The sequence below is a fragment of the Pseudoalteromonas sp. OF5H-5 genome, assembly GCF_021530695.1.
In the GTDB taxonomy this organism is placed as follows: Bacteria; Pseudomonadota; Gammaproteobacteria; order Enterobacterales; family Alteromonadaceae; genus Pseudoalteromonas.
Genome location: NZ_JAKGBF010000026.1, coordinates 1 through 17,060, shown reverse-complemented (window position 1 = coordinate 17,060; position 17,060 = coordinate 1). Strand labels below are relative to the sequence as shown.

Annotated in this window: 15 protein-coding genes; 1 reads left to right on the top strand and 14 read right to left on the bottom strand. The window is 43.2% G+C overall.

The genetic code is table 11. The annotated features are described in order from the left end of the window. Positions 1-125: 125 nt before the first annotated feature. From aceF to L1271_RS23060, 4 genes are all read right to left on the bottom strand, one after another. Positions 126-2,018, bottom strand: a complete 1,893-nt coding sequence (aceF, locus tag L1271_RS23075; RefSeq protein WP_010607390.1) for a pyruvate dehydrogenase complex dihydrolipoyllysine-residue acetyltransferase — start codon at positions 2,016-2,018, stop codon at positions 126-128. A gap of 11 nt (positions 2,019-2,029) precedes the next feature. After that, positions 2,030-4,696, bottom strand: coding sequence for a pyruvate dehydrogenase (acetyl-transferring), homodimeric type (gene aceE / locus L1271_RS23070; RefSeq protein WP_206471282.1), 2,667 nt, complete (start codon positions 4,694-4,696; stop codon positions 2,030-2,032). A 70-nt stretch (positions 4,697-4,766) separates the two neighbouring features. Beyond that, positions 4,767-5,516 (bottom strand): pyruvate dehydrogenase complex transcriptional repressor PdhR, encoded by a 750-nt coding sequence (gene pdhR / locus L1271_RS23065; RefSeq protein ID WP_010370324.1) that lies wholly within the window; start codon positions 5,514-5,516, stop codon positions 4,767-4,769. Positions 5,517-6,090: 574 nt separating this feature from the next. Beyond that, entirely contained in the window at positions 6,091-6,843 is a 753-nt protein-coding gene (locus L1271_RS23060) for a substrate-binding periplasmic protein (RefSeq protein WP_206471283.1), read from the bottom strand. Positions 6,844-7,162: 319 nt separating this feature from the next. Here L1271_RS23060 and L1271_RS23055 point away from each other — a divergent pair, with 319 nt between their 5' ends. Further along, positions 7,163-8,191, top strand: a complete 1,029-nt coding sequence (locus tag L1271_RS23055; RefSeq protein ID WP_235368887.1) for a DUF1570 domain-containing protein — start codon at positions 7,163-7,165, stop codon at positions 8,189-8,191. A gap of 836 nt (positions 8,192-9,027) precedes the next feature. Here the strand turns inward: L1271_RS23055 and L1271_RS23050 are convergent. From L1271_RS23050 to L1271_RS23005, 10 genes are all read right to left on the bottom strand, one after another. After that, complete coding sequence (locus tag L1271_RS23050) at positions 9,028-9,288, bottom strand: hypothetical protein (RefSeq protein WP_235368886.1); 261 nt, start codon at positions 9,286-9,288, stop codon at positions 9,028-9,030. A gap of 56 nt (positions 9,289-9,344) precedes the next feature. Continuing rightward, a complete protein-coding gene (locus L1271_RS23045; protein WP_211859304.1) occupies positions 9,345-9,764 on the bottom strand; it encodes a tetratricopeptide repeat protein in 420 nt (139 codons plus the stop codon). Further along, positions 9,761-10,186, bottom strand: coding sequence for a hypothetical protein (locus L1271_RS23040; RefSeq protein WP_039491885.1), 426 nt, complete (start codon positions 10,184-10,186; stop codon positions 9,761-9,763). Before L1271_RS23040 ends, L1271_RS23045 begins: the two co-directional genes overlap by 4 nt. Then, a complete protein-coding gene (locus L1271_RS23035; RefSeq protein WP_328266236.1) occupies positions 10,183-10,848 on the bottom strand; it encodes a GH-E family nuclease in 666 nt (221 codons plus the stop codon). The genes L1271_RS23040 and L1271_RS23035 overlap by 4 nt, the downstream gene beginning before the upstream one ends. A gap of 443 nt (positions 10,849-11,291) precedes the next feature. Beyond that, positions 11,292-11,777, bottom strand: coding sequence for a PoNe immunity protein domain-containing protein (locus L1271_RS23030; protein WP_235368884.1), 486 nt, complete (start codon positions 11,775-11,777; stop codon positions 11,292-11,294). Between the two features lie 62 nt (positions 11,778-11,839). Next, a complete protein-coding gene (locus tag L1271_RS23025) occupies positions 11,840-12,238 on the bottom strand; it encodes an immunity 22 family protein (protein ID WP_235368883.1) in 399 nt (132 codons plus the stop codon). 427 nt (positions 12,239-12,665) lie between these two features. After that, positions 12,666-13,133, bottom strand: a complete 468-nt coding sequence (locus L1271_RS23020; protein WP_235368882.1) for an SMI1/KNR4 family protein — start codon at positions 13,131-13,133, stop codon at positions 12,666-12,668. A gap of 9 nt (positions 13,134-13,142) precedes the next feature. Then, positions 13,143-13,850, bottom strand: a complete 708-nt coding sequence (locus L1271_RS24895; RefSeq protein ID WP_328266233.1) for an HNH endonuclease signature motif containing protein — start codon at positions 13,848-13,850, stop codon at positions 13,143-13,145. A 1,266-nt stretch (positions 13,851-15,116) separates the two neighbouring features. Further along, the gene (locus L1271_RS23010) at positions 15,117-15,794 is read right to left on the bottom strand and encodes a GAD-like domain-containing protein (RefSeq protein WP_235368880.1); all 678 of its coding nucleotides are present in this window, start codon (positions 15,792-15,794) and stop codon (positions 15,117-15,119) included. A gap of 13 nt (positions 15,795-15,807) precedes the next feature. Beyond that, a partial coding sequence (locus tag L1271_RS23005; RefSeq protein WP_235368879.1) for a polymorphic toxin type 15 domain-containing protein occupies positions 15,808-17,060 on the bottom strand: 1,253 nt, incomplete at its 5' end.

The window sequence follows — 17,060 nt, the reverse complement described above, 5'->3', positions numbered from 1 at the left end:
AGGGCAGAGAGAGTTATTATTGCTCGAAAGTGTATCATTCACACTCTCTATTGTCCCGCCTAATTATCAAGCGGAACAATAAAATACAAGAAAACCGCATCACCTAAGTCATGCGGTTTCTATTCTTACATTACTAGCTGGCGAATATCGCTTAAGTAGTTTGCAAGTGTCACAGTAAAGCGAGCTGCTAGTGCGCCGTCAATGACACGATGGTCGTATGAACAGCTTAGCGGCACCATTAGGCGCGGCTCAAACTCTTTACCATTCCATTTCGGTTTGAAGTCTGACTTAGAAACACCAAGAATCGCAACTTCAGGAGCATTAACGATTGGCGTAAACGCCGTACCGCCGATACCGCCTAGGCTTGAGATAGTGAAACAGCCGCCCTGCATATCAGCAGACGTCAGTTTACCGTCACGTGCTTTCTTAGAAATTTCCATCAACTCGCGTGATATCTCAATGATGCCTTTCTTGTTCACGTCGCGAACAACAGGAACCACTAGACCATTTGGTGTATCAACCGCGATACCGATGTGAACATATTTCTTCAAGATTAAGCTCTCACCATCTTCAGATAGTGAAGAGTTAAACGTTGGGAACTCTTCAAGTGCTTTTGCAGCCGCTTTCATCACGAATACTAATGGCGTGATCTTCACACCCATTTTCTTCTTCTCAGCTAGCACATTCTGTTCTTTACGGAACGCTTCAAGCTCAGTGATATCTGCTTCGTCAAACTGCGTAACATGTGGGATTTGTACCCAGTTACGATGAAGGTTTGCACCCGATAGCTTATTGATGCGAGAAAGTTTCTTCTCTTCTATTTCACCAAACTTGCTGAAATCTACTTTTGGCCAAGGAATAAGACCAAGCTCACCGCCGCCAGTGTTGCCACCTTTTGCGATTTGACCAGATTCAACTTGCTTAACCAGCTCTTTCACGTAGTTTTGTACGTCTTCTTTTAGTACACGGTTCTTACGACCTGTACCTTTAACGCGAGCTAGGTTAACGCCAAACTCACGCGCTAAACGACGTACCACAGGTGATGCGTGGGCATACTGATCATTCGCCACAAAATCATCTTTTTGTGCAGAGGCTTTTGGTGCTTCAGATTTTGCCGCTGAAGCCGCAGGCTGAGCTGGTTTTTCTTCAGTTTTAGCAGCTGCCTGAGGTGCAGGTGCCGCGCCTTTCACTTCGAATACGAAGATTAAAGAACCCGTTGATACTTTGTCGCCGGCATTGACTTTGATCTCTTTAATCGTACCTGCAAACGGAGCTGGTACTTCCATTGAGGCTTTGTCGCCTTCAACCGTGATAAGAGATTGCTCTTCTTCAACGCTGTCACCAACAGCAACCATGATTTCAGTAACTTCAACTTCGTCGCCACCGATATCTGGTACATGCACTTCTTTTTCAGCTGATGCAGCAGGTGCTTGCTCTTGAGCAGGCGCTTCTGCAGCTTCGTTAGTCGCAGGTGCATCACCGCTACCTGCCACTTCGAAGATGAAGATCAATGAACCGGTTGACACTTTGTCACCCGCGTTGATTTTCACTTCTTTGATAGTACCTGCAAATGGTGCTGGTACTTCCATTGAAGCCTTGTCGCCTTCAACCGTGATAAGCGATTGCTCTTCTTCAACAACATCGCCCGCAGCTACTAAGATTTCAGTTACTTCAACTTCATCGCCACCAATATCTGGTACGTGAACTTCTTTCACTTCTGTCTTGCCAGAGGCGTTTGCTTCTGGCTTAGCTTCTTCTGCTGGTTGCTCTGCCGGTGCTTCTTCACCTGCCGCTTCAAAAACCATGATCAAAGAGCCAGTCGATACTTTATCGCCTTCCGCTATTTTGATTTCTTTAACTGTTCCCGCCACAGAGGCAGGTACTTCCATTGATGCTTTGTCGCCTTCAACAGTGATAAGCGATTGCTCTTCTGCAACCGTGTCACCTACGCTTACTAGGATCTCGGTTACTTCAACCTCATCGGCACCAATATCTGGAACATGAATTTCGATTGCCATCACTCGTCCTCTTATGCGTAAAGTGGGTTAGTTTTGGTGGTGTCGATATCAAATTTCTTGATAGCGTCAGTCACTACTGATTTTTCAACTTTGCCTTGCTTAACTAGCTCGCCAAGTGCAGCAACTACCACGTAACCGGCATTCACTTCAAAGTGACGACGTAGGTTTTCACGGCTGTCTGAACGACCGTAACCGTCTGTGCCAAGTACTTTGTATGATGCGCTCGGCATAAATGCACGTACTTGATCAGCGTAGTTTTTCATGTAATCCGTAGCAGCAATTGCTGGCGCGTCACCAAGTACGCTGGTGATGTAAGCCACTTTTTGCTCTGCTTCTGGGTTAAGCATGTTGAAACGCTCTGCATCTTGACCGTCACGAGCAAGCTCGTTAAATGACGTTACAGAGAATACGTCTGAACCGATACCGTAATCGTCGCTTAGGATCTGCGCCGCTTTACGTACTTCGTTCAAGATAGTACCCGAGCCCATTAGCTGAACCTGTGCTTTGTCGCCTGTGTAGCTTTCAAGCTTGTAAATACCCTTACGAATACCTTCTTCAGCGCCTTCAGGCATTGCTGGCATATGGTAGTTTTCGTTCATGAGCGTTAGGTAGTAGAACACGTTCTCTTGCTCTGGACCGTACATACGACGGATACCATCTTGTAGAATAACCGCTACTTCAAATGCAAACGTTGGGTCGTAAGAAATACAGTTAGGCACTGTACCTGCTTGAATGTGTGAGTGACCATCTTCGTGCTGTAGACCTTCACCATTTAGCGTTGTACGGCCGGCAGTTGCCCCTAATAGGAAGCCACGCGCTTGTTGGTCGCCCGCCATCCACGCCATATCACCTACACGTTGGAAACCAAACATTGAGTAGTAGATATAGAACGGGATCATTGGTAGGTCGTTCGTGCTGTATGACGTTGCCGCTGCAACCCATGACGACATCGCGCCTAGCTCATTGATACCTTCTTGTAGTACCTGACCTGACGTTGCTTCTTTGTAGTAAGAAACGATATCACGGTCTTCTGGGCTGTAGTTTTGGCCGTGCGGGTTGTAAATACCGATTTGACGGAATAAACCTTCCATACCAAAGGTACGTGCTTCATCAGCAATAATTGGAACAATGCTCTTGCCGATATTCTTGTCTTTTAACAAGATATTAAGCGCACGAACGTATGCCATTGTGGTTGAGATATCACGCTTTTGTTCTTCTAGAAGCGGTTTAAATGCATCTAGTTCAGGTAGCGTAAGCGTTTCTGTGAAGTTAGGTAAACGCTTAGGTGTATAACCGTGAAGCGCGTTACGGCGAGCATGTAGATATTCGTGCTCTTTTGACCCTTCTTCTAGCGTCAAGTAAGGTAGCTCTTGTAATTGCTCATCAGATACCAAGTCATCTAGGCCTAGACGTGAACGTAGGTGTGCTACGTGTGTCATGTCCATTTTCTTAACTTGGTGAGCAATGTTTTTGCCTTCAGCCGCAGCGCCCATGCCGTAACCTTTTACAGTTTTAGCTAAGATCACAGTTGGACGACCTTTGGTTTCTTGTGCCGCTTTAAATGCAGCGAATAGTTTAGATGGCTCATGACCACCGCGCTTTAACGCGAAGATTTCATCGTCAGTCATATCAGCAACAAGCGCTGCTGTTTCTGGGTAACGACCGAAGAAGTGTTCACGTACGAAGGCACCATCTTTTGCTTTGTAAGTTTGGTAATCACCGTCAACTGTTTCATTCATCAGTTGCAGCAATTTACCCGTAGTATCTTTGGCAAGTAGCTTATCCCAACCAGAACCCCAAACGACTTTGATCACGTTCCAACCAGCACCTTTAAATAGGCCTTCTAGTTCTTGGATGATCTTACCGTTACCCATTACTGGGCCGTCAAGACGCTGTAGGTTACAGTTGATTAGGTAGCATAGGTTGTCTAGTTTTTCACGGGCAGCGAAAGAAATCGCACCACGTGATTCTGGCTCGTCCATTTCACCATCACCAAGGAAGGCGTAAACGCGTTGCTCAGACGTATCTTTTAGACCACGGCCATCTAGGTATTTAAGAAAACGCGCTTGGTAGATAGACGCGATTGGACCTAGACCCATAGAAACCGTTGGGAACTGCCAGAATTCAGGCATTAACTTAGGGTGTGGGTATGAAGAAATACCGTTACCATCTACTTCCTGACGGAAGTTATCTAGCTGCTCAGCGCTTAGGCGGCCTTCAACAAATGCACGAGCATAAATGCCCGGAGAGATGTGACCTTGGTAATACACTAAGTCACCACCGTCTTTCTCGTTTGGTGCACGGAAGAAGTGGTTGAAACACATTTCATAGAATGCAGCTGACGACTGGTAAGAGGCCATATGCCCGCCCAGCTCAAGATCTTTCTTCGAAGCACGAAGTACGATCATAATAGCATTCCAACGGATGATAGAGCGAATACGACGCTCAAGGTTCACATCCCCTGGATACGCAGGCTCTTGATCTGCTGGGATAGTGTTGACATAGTTAGTCGTAGTGCCTGTTGGCATATCTACGCCATCAAGACGCGCTTGCTCTAATACTTGCTCTAACAAGAACTGAGCGCGCTCTACGCCTTCTTCTTTTACGACCGACTCAAGCGCCTGTAACCATTCTTGGGTTTCTAGCGCGTCTACGTCAATTTTATTGACTTCAGACATATGGAGTGTTCCTTATGTTTAAAATACGAATTTATTCTATTTGTGCCAATTCTTACTGAATCAAGTCCGATTACTGCTGTTTTGTTCTACGCAGTGAACGTTCTATTCGCGAACGCTCTTTACCGGCTTCTAATAACGCTTCTTCGATAAAGGCTAAGTGGGCGTTACTAGCAAGTCTTGCTTGTTCAGGGTTACCATTGATCACCGCATCTAATAACAACTTTCTGTGCTCACCGAGCTGCTCACTCACGTCTGATTTTTGCACCAAGACCGTTAAGTTTTGCAACACGTTTTGCTCAAGCAATGACTGCATCCCTTTTACAAGATGAAGCAGGACGACGTTATGTGACGCTTCTGCAACGGCAAAGTGAAAAGCATTAATTGCCCTTGCCTTTTGCATCAAGTCATCACCTATCTCTGCAATATTGTCAAAGCTTTGTTGTACCTTTGCAAAGTCATTCTCTGTGCCCCTGAGTGCCGCGTAGTAGGCGGCGATGCCTTCTAATGCATGACGAAACTCAAGTAAATCAAACTGAGATTCTGGATGCTTACTGATCAAGTCAAATAACGGATCAGTCAGCCCTTCTTCCAGCTGATTTTTAACATACGTGCCACCACCTTGACGACGGGTAACAAGCCCCTTAGCTTCCAATTTCTGGATAGCCTCACGAAGTGATGGACGCGACACTTCAAACTGCTTAGCTAGTTCACGCTCAGGCGGCAACTTTGCACCGGGTAATAACGAGCCCTCGAGGATCATATTCTCAAGCTGTTCTAGTATTACGTCGGATAATTTTGCTGCTTTAATCTTTAAAGACATTGAAATAACGCCAATTTTTTATGATGTGACCTAGCCAGACCGCTGACTTATTTTAATCAATTTGGTAAGAATTAACTTCATAGGTAAATTGGTCATACCAAATTTGCACAATACGTTATCAAAATCCATGACAACTGTCAAAATTCAGCCCAATTCAATAATTAGCTGAGTGTAAAAACAACAGTTGGCGTGCATAAACTTTAACCAAGAATCGGGGAAATTTAAAAGACGATTTAAATGGTCAGACCAGATGAATATGTACCATTTAACGTAAAATCAAGCTGCCGGAAAGGTGGTTTGGATAAGGCAAGTCTAAATCTAAAGCAGCCAATGACGATTCAAGATAGTCTTTACGATTGTTGGCTGCAAAGCATGCTCTAAAATCCCACTGAATACACTATTAGGCTTTATGTGTAATAACATTCTTTATGCTTTATATACCGTCAAAATAGCCAACAGGCTATGAAAAACATTAAAAACATTAAAAACATTAAAAACAAATTTAGATTCTAACTTATGAATGATTTCGCAACGGATCAGGACATTATTTGGTTTTAGCAAAACCAAAAAGCAATCAATCAGTAAACACACGAGAGCAGCGAGCACGATACTGAGCAACATAGTCTTCATCCGCCCATAGTTTTTTAAGCCCTTCGTTATACAACTCGACATATTCACTATGATGCTTATTGATAAGCAAATAGCCTTTTTGGATAAAAGCGGGGATCGCTTGCGCAGCTAATAACTCCGCTTCTTCCGCAGGCAGTTCCTGCTGATAGGACTTCGCCGATTTTTCGTCCATAATCATAATATCCGCACGGTTTCGTAGGATCAGTGCCACATTTTTACTGGTATACGTGGCATATGAAGTTTTGATTTCAAGCGTCTCTATCGCCTCTAGCAGAGAAGGCGGATAAGTTAACCCTTGATTGAGCAACAATCTAAATGGCTTGAGATCTGCATAACTCGTATAGGTAAACGCTAAATCTCGATGATGATAAAAGCGTGCTGTTTCTTCAGTGAGTGGGTATTGAGTGTAAATATAGTCTTTGCTCCTTTGCTCACTGTAATACCAATAAGCACTACCAATGTAAGCCGCCTTCATTCCCTCTTGATAGGCGCGTTCCCAAGGCATAAATAAAAATCGGACTTTGATATCAGAGAGCGCAAAGACATCTCGGATCACAGCAGCCACACAGCCTTGATCTTGTTTCGCTTGATCTAAGTACGGCGGCCATTGCCCCGTCGTAATATTCACCTGAGTATCAAGCGCGCTCGCACTCCCGCTCACACAACACAGTAAAATCAACGGCCAAACTACTTTCATCTGTATGCTCTGTTATTTTTTCAAAAAGTATAGGCAACGAATTAGATTATGGGTACATTGTTGTAGAAAAAAGAATGGCAAATCATGCAAACGATACGCTATGACACACTAAAGTAGATGTTATTTAATGCCATGGGAGTAAGCCGATAATCAAATTACCCATTGCCAAGTTTACCGATAATCGAGTATAACCAGAGTCTCTGGGCATGTATTACACAAGGATATCACTTTGGTTTGGCGGGTCTTTGTCCTACTACTTATCATCACGCTGATATTGTTTGCGCTTTATTTTATCTATCCAAGTGCAGCAGCAAACTCGATGCGGTCTATCAAACCTTTATTGACTGAATTAGGCATACAGCTAGACACCCATACCGAAAAACGTTTAAGTCAGCCAGACACCACTCCTCACCTAACGGTTGCACCACCAAAAGTAACAAGACAGCAGCTACCTGAAATACCAGAAAAAACCTTTTATAACCTAAACGGGCACAGTGATATTGTTAATATGTTCAGCGGTATCTCAACACCTACCTGCGGAGCACTAAAGCGCGAAGTATTTTCCTTGCAAACGCAATTCAACGACATTGAAAATTTTAAACTTAATCTAACGGGTGAACCCATGAGCCCTTATGTTGAATATCAGGCACAGCAAGCCCTCAACGTGGTGTATATGATGTTTAAGCACTTTTTTAACCAGTTAGCGCATAAAAAAGCCTTATCTCCCATCCAGTTGAACATGCATATTGCCGCCAATGACGCTGACTACAATGAGCTAATCCTCTCTCGCGATGCCGAGCCCGCTGGCACCTTGGGCATGTACTTCTTGTTTCAAAACCAAGGCTTTATCAATGGCGGTCGCACTGAAGAAGAAACGCTAAGAACGCTCATTCATGAGTCCGTGCACGCCCTCGTTTTTTACTATTTCGGCGTAACCCCTCGATGGGTAACGGAAGGCTTAGCCGAGTATTTTGAGCACCTAAGAATTACCGAAACAGGTCAATTTTCAGTTTACCTCTCTGACGAAGATTGGTTAACGAAAGAAGGGATTTTGAAATCGCGCTTTGCCAAGCTTGATATTAACACCCTATTCAATAGCGAAAATCAGTGGCAAACCATGCAAAGTACCACCTTATATGCCAATAGTTATCTGTTTACGGGATTTATGGTCGAGCACAACAGCAACGCTTTTTTCGAGTATTTACGACAAGAAAGCAGCAATCCGTGCAATATTGTACCTGCACAAAACATCGAGCTACTCTTTCGTAATTTTAATGAAAATGTCGAATCACAATTTGAGGGATGGCGTAACACACCTCGCCAAATTCAAAGCGGTACATGGCAATAACTCTTCCTGTGAGAGTAAGCACGGATTATTTTAGCAATTACGCTGTTTGTAACAACGACACAAACTATCAGCATAGCCTCCTAATTAGCAGTGCAGATAGTTTTGTAGGGAGGCGGTTCACCCGCCGAGAAGTATGTTTTTCGGGTGATGAGGGAGTGCCTTTTCTTTCGGCATCAAAGAAAAGGTAGTCGTAGTCTATGGATGGGCGTCGAAACCTGTCAGGAGGACGGGCTGAATTCACGATAAATTTCGAGAAATCAGCCGTTAGCAAAATAAACCTCCATGTTTAATATCAAAACGCATCCATGCGCTCCTCGTTTATTTTTTTTAAACGACGCGATCGAGCGAACCGAGAAAACGTCGCCCCGGCATCACACTCAATCCTCAAATCCTAAGCAGATATAGTGCAACCGTCTTGTAAGGCACGTACATGATGCCAGACAAGACTTAGCCGACATCCTGTCGGCACATTGCATATCGGCTTATGCTTTTCGGGTGTGATGGAGGGGGAATACGTTGCTTGTGGAATTTCCACTTTCTCAGTAGCAATAGAGTAGTTTATAAGCTCAAAAGCGGCTCCAGCCTCACAGTGTAAATAGCGTTGTGGGAGGCGCTTTACCCGCCGAGAAGTTATGCTTTTCGGGTAGTCGCAGCCCATGAATGGGCGTCGAAAACTGTCAGGAGGACGGGCTGACTTTACGATAAATTTCGAGCTATCAGCCGTTAGCAAAATAAACCTCCATGTTTAATATCAAAGCGCATCCATGCGCTCCTCGTTCATTTTTTTAAAACGACAAAAAAGAACGAACCAAGAAAACGTCGCCCCGGCATCACACTTAATCCTCAAATCCTAAGCCGATATAGTGCAACCGTCTTGTAAGGGTGAGGTTGCCAAAGCCACTGCCTTTTACTGTGATATTACCTTGGCTTTGAATGAGTTGACTTCCCGCCGGCGCGGTGATGGTAAAGTTGTTGTCTGCCTTGAGCTTTATATCACTTTGGATAACACTGCGATGGCTGCGACCCGCCTTAAGGGTGATATTTTGTGTGGCACTTAAGCCAAGGCTCTTGAATTTTGTGGTAAATATATCGAACAAAATATTGCACGATGTATATGCTAACTGTCATGTGCTGTCCTTTGCGTAGAAATGGTTTATAACTTGATTTCGGACTTTAAAAAGTCGTAATAAAAAAGCCCATCCTCTCCATGGTCTTCAAAAATTTCTTTTCCGGCTAACATATAGGCCTTAAGTAAAGCATTTTTACTGCGCTCTTTATCACCTAACTGATAATGACACTGGCCAGCTCTAAAGTGAATAAATGGGTTGTCAAGTGCTTCAGGGTAGTTTAATGCATCCAGCATTGAATCTAGGGATTGTTGATATTCATCAAGCATATAATAACTATCCCCAATAGATACTTTAAGCCAAACGGCTTGCTCCCAATCTTCATCTGGATCAGCGAGTAAGTCGAAGGCTTTTTTCCAGAGTGTCATTGCGCCTTGAAAATCTTCTTCATCAAAAAGGTCATTGCCTTGCTCGCAATACTCTTCTATCTCGTCATGTACATTCATTGGTTATACTCATTAAAGAAGGTTTTGTATTTCTTAGGTTGTTCTACAAAGCATCTACCCCGTGAAATAGAATTGGCTTTAGCAAACCATTCATATGCTTGTTTAAAGTTACCCATTTCAAATAATATAATTCCTTTTATGAAGCTTGGGCTATCATCATATGAAATGCAAAAGTCTGAATTTAAGTACTCATCAATTAGTGCTTCGGCCTCAGCAAGCTTCTCGATCGTAATAAAGTGTTCACAAGCAGAAGTAATAATAATTAATGATTCTGACCACTGACTCTTCGGTGAGGGGATTAATTCGATAGCTTCTTGCATTGCAACAAATGACTCATCTATTTTTCCTCTGTCTCTAAACTCCAGAGAACGATTAAATTTTTCATTAATCTCATCACTTAATCTTTCATCTAATTCTTTCATTTTTTCAACTTATTAATTGGGGATAAATAGGTTTCTTTTAACTTAGCTCCCGCTGAACGGTTTAGGCTGTAATGGTCCAATGTATAGTTATTTGGGTCAAGCATCCACTTCCTAACTTCTTTCGACTTTGCGCCATATTGCCTACCTTTCGTATTCCACCACCTTACTGCATCTGTCGGGTCATGTGCCATGTCTGCTTGCGACAGCGGGTGCCAATTTCCTTTGCTGTCTTTAAACTGGGTTTTACCGAATTTATCTCTTATCTTACCTTCTTTACGCATCCTAGCAATGACCTCTTTACCAGTGCGAGATGTTTTACTTGGTGTTTTTCCAAGGTATTTCAAGCGGTTCGATATCTTACGAGCTTTCTTAGTTTTTGTATTATTTGAACTATTGTTTTTAGCCCCCGGCAGCTCATTCCCTTTTGGCGGTTCCAATTCATCGGCTTTGGCTTTGGTGGGCTTGTCGGTAACGCCTCGAATTGGTGATTGGCCTTGATATTCATCCAGTGCTTTATTAACTCGCTGTCCGATTTCTTGGGCGGCTTGTTGCATATGCTGGTCGATTTTGGGGGTGACCTCGTCTAGGCGTTTAACCGTGGCTTGCATGCCTTCGATGGCGGCGTCTGGAAGTAGTAGGTCGTAGTGCCAACTGCTAGACATTTCATCGAGTGAATCGCGCAGGCCTTTGACGATGTTTTTAACTTCCGTGGCGGATTGTTTTCCTAGGTCTTGCCAGTTGATGTCTCTTAGGTATTTAACTGGGTCGCCTTTGCCGAGCTTGCGTAAAACGGCAAGCGCAGCAGAGAGGGATTCTCCGGTATTTTTTAAGATAACCTTACCCACGCCTTTGACTGCTGAGCCCACAACTGGCACTAAACCAATGCCGGTGAGGGTAAAGGCAAGCCAAGCGTCGGTGTCGTTGGCTTCATCATCGTCGGTCAGTAACATGACATTGGCAATGATATCTCGTAAATCCATGACTTGGTCGATAATCGGTATCATGGAAATCGAGGGACTGACTACTGTCGGTGAAGGTTAGCGGCTTAGCCCTGCAACACCCAAGTGGTTCAGCCTATCCTTTCTTAAAAATCATGCGCAGAAGTTTATCTGATTAAATCAACCGGAACATAAACACTATCTTCTAAGGATTCTCTTGGTATTTCTAGAACATTAGCGACTAAAGCTAATTCAAAGCACCAATAACCAATATAATAATCCGTGTACTCGAATTCGCATTCACAGTTATGATTATCATGCCAGTCCGCCAAGCCCTCTAACTTGCTGTACCAACTTTGTGCAAATTGCTTGAGTAAATCAGGCTGGTGTTCATTGGGTACTGTAAAAGCGAGTGAAAGGTTTTGATAGATTTCAGGGGAGTAGAGTGTGGGCGAAATAAGTCTATCGTTATCACCAAGTGCAATGGCTATATTATCAAGTAAGGTGTCTTTGCCGCGTTCGTCAATAACATCGAGTACTTCCTGAATATGGGCTGGAGCGACATCACAGGCTTGTAAAAGTGCCAGCCACCACAAAGTGTAGATATAACGATTGATATTAGAGGAGCCGACAGCATCGATTTGCCCGCCCAACTTTTCAAAAGCATGACGGTATATTTGATGATTTGCAGGTAACCTAGGCCTTATAACTGATTCTAATCATCTTCCTCATAAGCAAATGAACCGATAAAAACAGGGTCACTTTGAACAGAGCGTGTTATTTTTTTAGGGTCATAATCAAAATCAAACTGACAAACAAGCCACCTTGCTTTGGTAATACCGATTGACTTAGCAGAGTCTATGGCACTTTTTTCAAAGGAACTTGCATAAGATATTTCTGTAAAAAGTTCTGCAATATCGACAATTCCTGATTCTATATACTCAGATTCTTGATTTGCTAAGTCATAATAACCAACGCCACACAGATCTTGTAGAACATCAACTTCTATAGATTCATCCGCAGCTTCAACTCCAAGCCATATAGAAACAACACCTTCTTTTTCAAACCCCTGAGTATAATAGTCGTCTTCTTCTAGGCATTCCTCTTTGGTCATTTTAATGCGCCTTATTTATGAAATCCCTTGGGCAATGAAATATAACCACCTTCAACCCACTTTCTGATATTGTTTTTAAGGATCTAGACTTTCAGATCTTTTTATTATTTTTTGCAATTGATTGTAGATCTTTTCGAGTTTGGAGCTCTCGCTCCCAGGGTGAGAGCATACAGTGTTAACTACCATTAACACTGAAGGTCAGCTCTGCCTCAAGTTCACCGTCAATTGAGGTTCGTACATATTTGCGACGTATCGAATCTTCACGACCAGTGTGTTTTACAAAGTTATAAACAACCGGTCTGAACAGTGCAGTTTTCCGCCGAAATTGGTTCACTTTTCTGACAAGCACCTTTCTTAATTACGACATCTAATACCCAATGCTAATAAGCGGGACGCAAACTAACCGTTTATATTAGCTATATTCAGCCTAGCAGAGACGTTCAACAAAAGCTTCAAAACTATCCGAAACTAGTACAAAAACAGGACTTAATTCATCTGATTCATTATGATCCCAGAGTACAACTGACGGCTCAATATCGCTATCTTTGAAGTTTAAACATAAAAAGTCTCCACCAAAAACATGAGCAAAAGGAAGTAACTCAGCCCCCACTAAATCTTCATTGTCGGTTAGGCGCTCTTCAATCTGAGCGAGTACTACTTTTATTTCGTATTGCATAATATCGTCTGACAAGTTTGAATCGTTTGTAATAAGAAGTGTTCGCTCAATCAACCGCTCCTCATTGTCTATGTCGTAAGTTAACCCTTCAAAAGCAACGCCATTGTTGTTGCGGAAAAACTCGATAAATGAATGTGGAAGTTTCACTCTGCAAAAGCTTTCCAATTCAAATATGCTTGAGTTATTTAACTCATAAGAGTCATTACGTTTAGTGATCATATATAACCTCTATCTTTTGCTGTATGCCCAATGGCCTTTCGACCTTCCACCTTGGTGGTTAATCATATTATGAGGACCAAAAGGAACCAACTCCATAACACCAGGAATCTCTGAGTGATGCCAAGTGTTACCATCTCTCATACCTACAGGCAACTTTTCATCGAGCCACTTAAATTGAATGTAATCTGATTTTTTCCATAGTCCTTCTGGCAATTCTAACTTTGCTTTAATTAAACCAGCTGACGCAAAGTCAGGGTATTTTGTTCCAGATTTAAACGAAACATTAGGAACCAAACCTTTATCAATAGCCTTTTGCTTGATTGCTCTTTTTTCTTTAATAGTAAGCTTATCGCCTTCTGGAAAATCTTTCCAAGACCAAGGTTTATTTGAATTAATTAAACTCGCATAATCGGAAGCTTGTATCTCTAGTTTTTCAGCTGCTAACAACTTGTTTTGACCGCTGGGCAGCTCATTCCCTTTTGGCGGCTCCAATTCATCAGCTTTGGCTTTGGTGGGCTTGTCGGTAACGCCTCGAATTGGTGGTTGGCCTTGATACTCATCCAGTGCTTTATTAACTCGCTGTCCGATTTCTTGGGCAGCTTGTTGCATATGCTGGTCGATTTTGGGGGTGACGTCGTCTAGGCGCTTTACCGTGGCTTGCATGCCTTCGATGGCGGCGTCTGGGAGTAGTAGGTCGTAGTGCCAACTGGTAGACATGTCATCAAGTGAATCGCGCAGGCCTTTGACGATGTTTTTAACTTCCGTAGCGGATTGTTTTCCTAAGTCTTGCCAGTTGATGTCTCTTAGGTATTTAACTGGGTCGCCTTTACCTAGCTTGCGTAAAACGGCAAGCGCAGCAGAGAGAGACTCTCCGGTATTTTTTAAGATAACCTTGCCTACGCCTTTGACTGCTGAGCCCACAACTGGCACTAAACCAATACCCGTTAGGGTAAAGGCAAGCCAAGCGTCGGTGTCGTTGGCTTCATCATCGTCGGTCAGTAACATGACATTGGCAATGATATCTCGTAAATCCATGACTTGGTCAATAATCGGTATCATGGAAATCAAGGTACCTACCACGATTTGTGACGTAGAAGGGTTTTGATTAAAGTCGCCTTGTAGTGTGCCCCATAACCAATCGCCTGCTTGGGTTGCAATGCCGTTGGCTTCTATCAGTGGTGCAGTATTGCCGCTGCGTACCATTTCAGCGGCTCGCGCTGGGGTGATTTGTCCATACAGTGGATTTTTAGGGCGATTATCTTCTGGTAGGTAATCGCGTTTGTCCTCACCATATTGCACGGTGTATTGACCGGGTGGTGCATTCTCAATTTTTGCTTTACCGCTGTCGTCTAAGTAACCAGTCAGCGCTGTGCCGTTTGCAAATCGAATGGTATAAGGTGCGCCCATAATTGGGCTGCCATCTTGATAAGTATAAGACAACTCAATGGTACTGCTCATCATGGTGGCAATGCCATCGGCGGCAAGTGAGAGTCGAGCATTCTCAGAAAGCGCTTGAATTTGCGGTACACTCGGCATCGTGGCGCTTTGTTTGCTGCCAATATCTTGCTCCATGCTGCCGTCAAACACGGTCATGGCTTTGCCTTTTAAGGTCAGTAGCTTGTCTGCAAAGATGTTGACGTTACCACTTGAGTCAATACTGATTTCACTGCCACCATTGGCAAGGGTGAGGTTGCCAGAGCCACTGCCTTTAATCGTGATATTGCCTTGGCTTTGAATGAGTTGACTTCCCGCTGGGGCGGTGATGGTGAGATTGTTGTCTGCCTTGAGGTTGATATCACTTTGGATAACACTGCGATGACTGCGACCCGCCTTAAGGGTGATATTTTGTTCGGCGCTGACGTCAATTTGATTAGCGATGAGTTCAAAGTTAATCATCATCGCATTTTCAATTAATAAGTAAGTGTTTTTAGTGGTAAGGAGTTAAGTGGTTTTTATTTGCTACTTTAATAACAGGAGCATTTATTATGAATAAGCCTTAGCTATAAGCCCTTGTTGGTCTAGTATTTCTTTCTGACCAAATGATGCTAATACACTTAGATGGGCGAAAACATTTACTTTACTGACATTGTCAATGGTAGGCTGCCCACCAAGAAAAAAAGCGGGTTCAAAAGCATACATTTCGTTATATTTTAATTGAGATAATCGAAGTTTACATTTCTCAAAAAGTAAGCCTCCACTCGTATCATCTATATCCAGCGATGTTGGCCTTTTTGCACTAAAGAAAAACTGTATGGCATCGTTTTCTTCTCCAACTGCTATGTCTTCGGCATTACCTTCTTTCTCTATAATCCAACCGTGAGATGGGTCGATTAGATATTTATGTCCAAATTTCTCTCCCCATAAGAATAGCTCTCCAAAAGCACTGCGAGCAATTACATAATATGTGTCTTGCTCGATGATACCTATATCTCCAAGCCATGCATCTAAGGTATCTTCAAAATCATCGGGATTAGTTAACCAAAAAAGTCCTTCCCCGAAACCAGAAAATCCGTATTCACTCCAATATTCTAATAATCTAGTAGGTAGTTTACCTTCAAACTTTTTTATTATTTCTGCTGGGGCTTGATTTTTTTCACTAGGCTCTTCAAACTTTTCAAGAAACCACTCGAAATCTTCATCTATTTCAAATTGTTTGGTCATTATTCTAACCTCCTTACTTACACCGTTCTAATTCTATATTCATTTGGGTGGTAGGGCCCATTGTTCTCAACGCAACCCTTGCTGCCTCATCCATACCGGAAACTCTCCCCCCTTTAGACCACTGAGAACCGAGAGAGGAGTTTACATTTTTATTTCCGAGTTTGTTGATCTTATCACTACCGCCCGCTATCAGGTCAGGATCATGTAAAGCAGCTAACTGAGACATTTGTTCTTTTATCTTCTCTGTTGCGACTTTATCAGCATTTCGACCTTTAATACCCTGCTTTCTCAAACTTTTTAATATTGATTCATACATTTCGTCCTCTAACTTCTTTCTTGCTGATACTTGTGCCATTCCGCCATTCGTTAGAATTTTTCTTGCTTTTTTATGTCCATGCTCTTTAACAAGGTCAGTCAAGGTTTTACGGTTTTCTAAATATTGTTCAACCGTCATTTTATTGATGCCGTGCTGCTGAGCTTTTAGTTGTTTATAAAACTCTTTTTCTAGAGCTTGCTTACCACCCTTAAAGTTCTTCGCTAAGTCTTCGCCAGGCATGAAGCAAGGAGGTCTATACTTCTTCATTTTTATAGCTCTGAGTTTAGCCCCCGGTAACTCATTCCCTTTTGGTGGCTCCAATTCATCGGCCTTGGCTTTGGTGGGCTTATCGGTAACGCCTCGAATTGGTGGTTGGCCTTGATACTCATCCAGTGCTTTATTAACTCGCTGCCCAATTTCTTGGGCGGCTTGTTGCATATGCTGGTCGATTTTGGGGGTGACGTCGTCTAGGCGTTTTACCGTGGCTTGCATGCCTTCGATGGCGGCGTCTGGAAGTAGTAGGTCGTAGTGCCAACTGGTAGACATGTCATCAAGTGAATCGCGCAGGCCTTTGACGATGTTTTTAACTTCCGTGGCGGATTGTTTTCCTAGGTCTTGCCAGTTGATGTTTCTTAGGTATTTAACAGGGTCGCCTTTGCCGAGCTTGCGTAAAACGGCAAGCGCAGCAGAGAGGGATTCTCCGGTATTTTTTAAGATAACCTTACCCACGCCTTTGACTGCTGAGCCCACAACTGGCACTAAACCAATACCCGTTAGGGTAAAGGCAAGCCAAGCGTCGGTGTCGTTGGCTTCATCATCGTCGGTCAGTAACATGACATTGGCAATGATATCTCGTAAATCCATGACTTGGTCGATAATTGGTATCATGGAAATCAAGGTACCTACCACGATTTGTGACGTAGAGGGGTTTTGATTAAAGTCGCCTTGCA

Coding starts and splice junctions, on each gene's coding strand:
- aceF (WP_010607390.1), bottom strand. CDS start 2,018: ATGGCAATCGAAATTCATGTTCCAGATATTGGTGCCGATGAGGTTGAA.
- aceE (WP_206471282.1), bottom strand. CDS start 4,696: ATGTCTGAAGTCAATAAAATTGACGTAGACGCGCTAGAAACCCAAGAA.
- pdhR (WP_010370324.1), bottom strand. CDS start 5,516: ATGTCTTTAAAGATTAAAGCAGCAAAATTATCCGACGTAATACTAGAA.
- L1271_RS23060 (WP_206471283.1), bottom strand. CDS start 6,843: ATGAAAGTAGTTTGGCCGTTGATTTTACTGTGTTGTGTGAGCGGGAGT.
- L1271_RS23055 (WP_235368887.1), top strand. CDS start 7,163: ATGCGGTCTATCAAACCTTTATTGACTGAATTAGGCATACAGCTAGAC.
- L1271_RS23045 (WP_211859304.1), bottom strand. CDS start 9,764: ATGAATGTACATGACGAGATAGAAGAGTATTGCGAGCAAGGCAATGAC.
- L1271_RS23040 (WP_039491885.1), bottom strand. CDS start 10,186: ATGAAAGAATTAGATGAAAGATTAAGTGATGAGATTAATGAAAAATTT.
- L1271_RS23035 (WP_328266236.1), bottom strand. CDS start 10,848: ATGTCTAGCAGTTGGCACTACGACCTACTACTTCCAGACGCCGCCATC.
- L1271_RS23025 (WP_235368883.1), bottom strand. CDS start 12,238: ATGACCAAAGAGGAATGCCTAGAAGAAGACGACTATTATACTCAGGGG.
- L1271_RS23020 (WP_235368882.1), bottom strand. CDS start 13,133: ATGATCACTAAACGTAATGACTCTTATGAGTTAAATAACTCAAGCATA.
- L1271_RS24895 (WP_328266233.1), bottom strand. CDS start 13,850: ATGTCTACCAGTTGGCACTACGACCTACTACTCCCAGACGCCGCCATC.
- L1271_RS23010 (WP_235368880.1), bottom strand. CDS start 15,794: ATGACCAAACAATTTGAAATAGATGAAGATTTCGAGTGGTTTCTTGAA.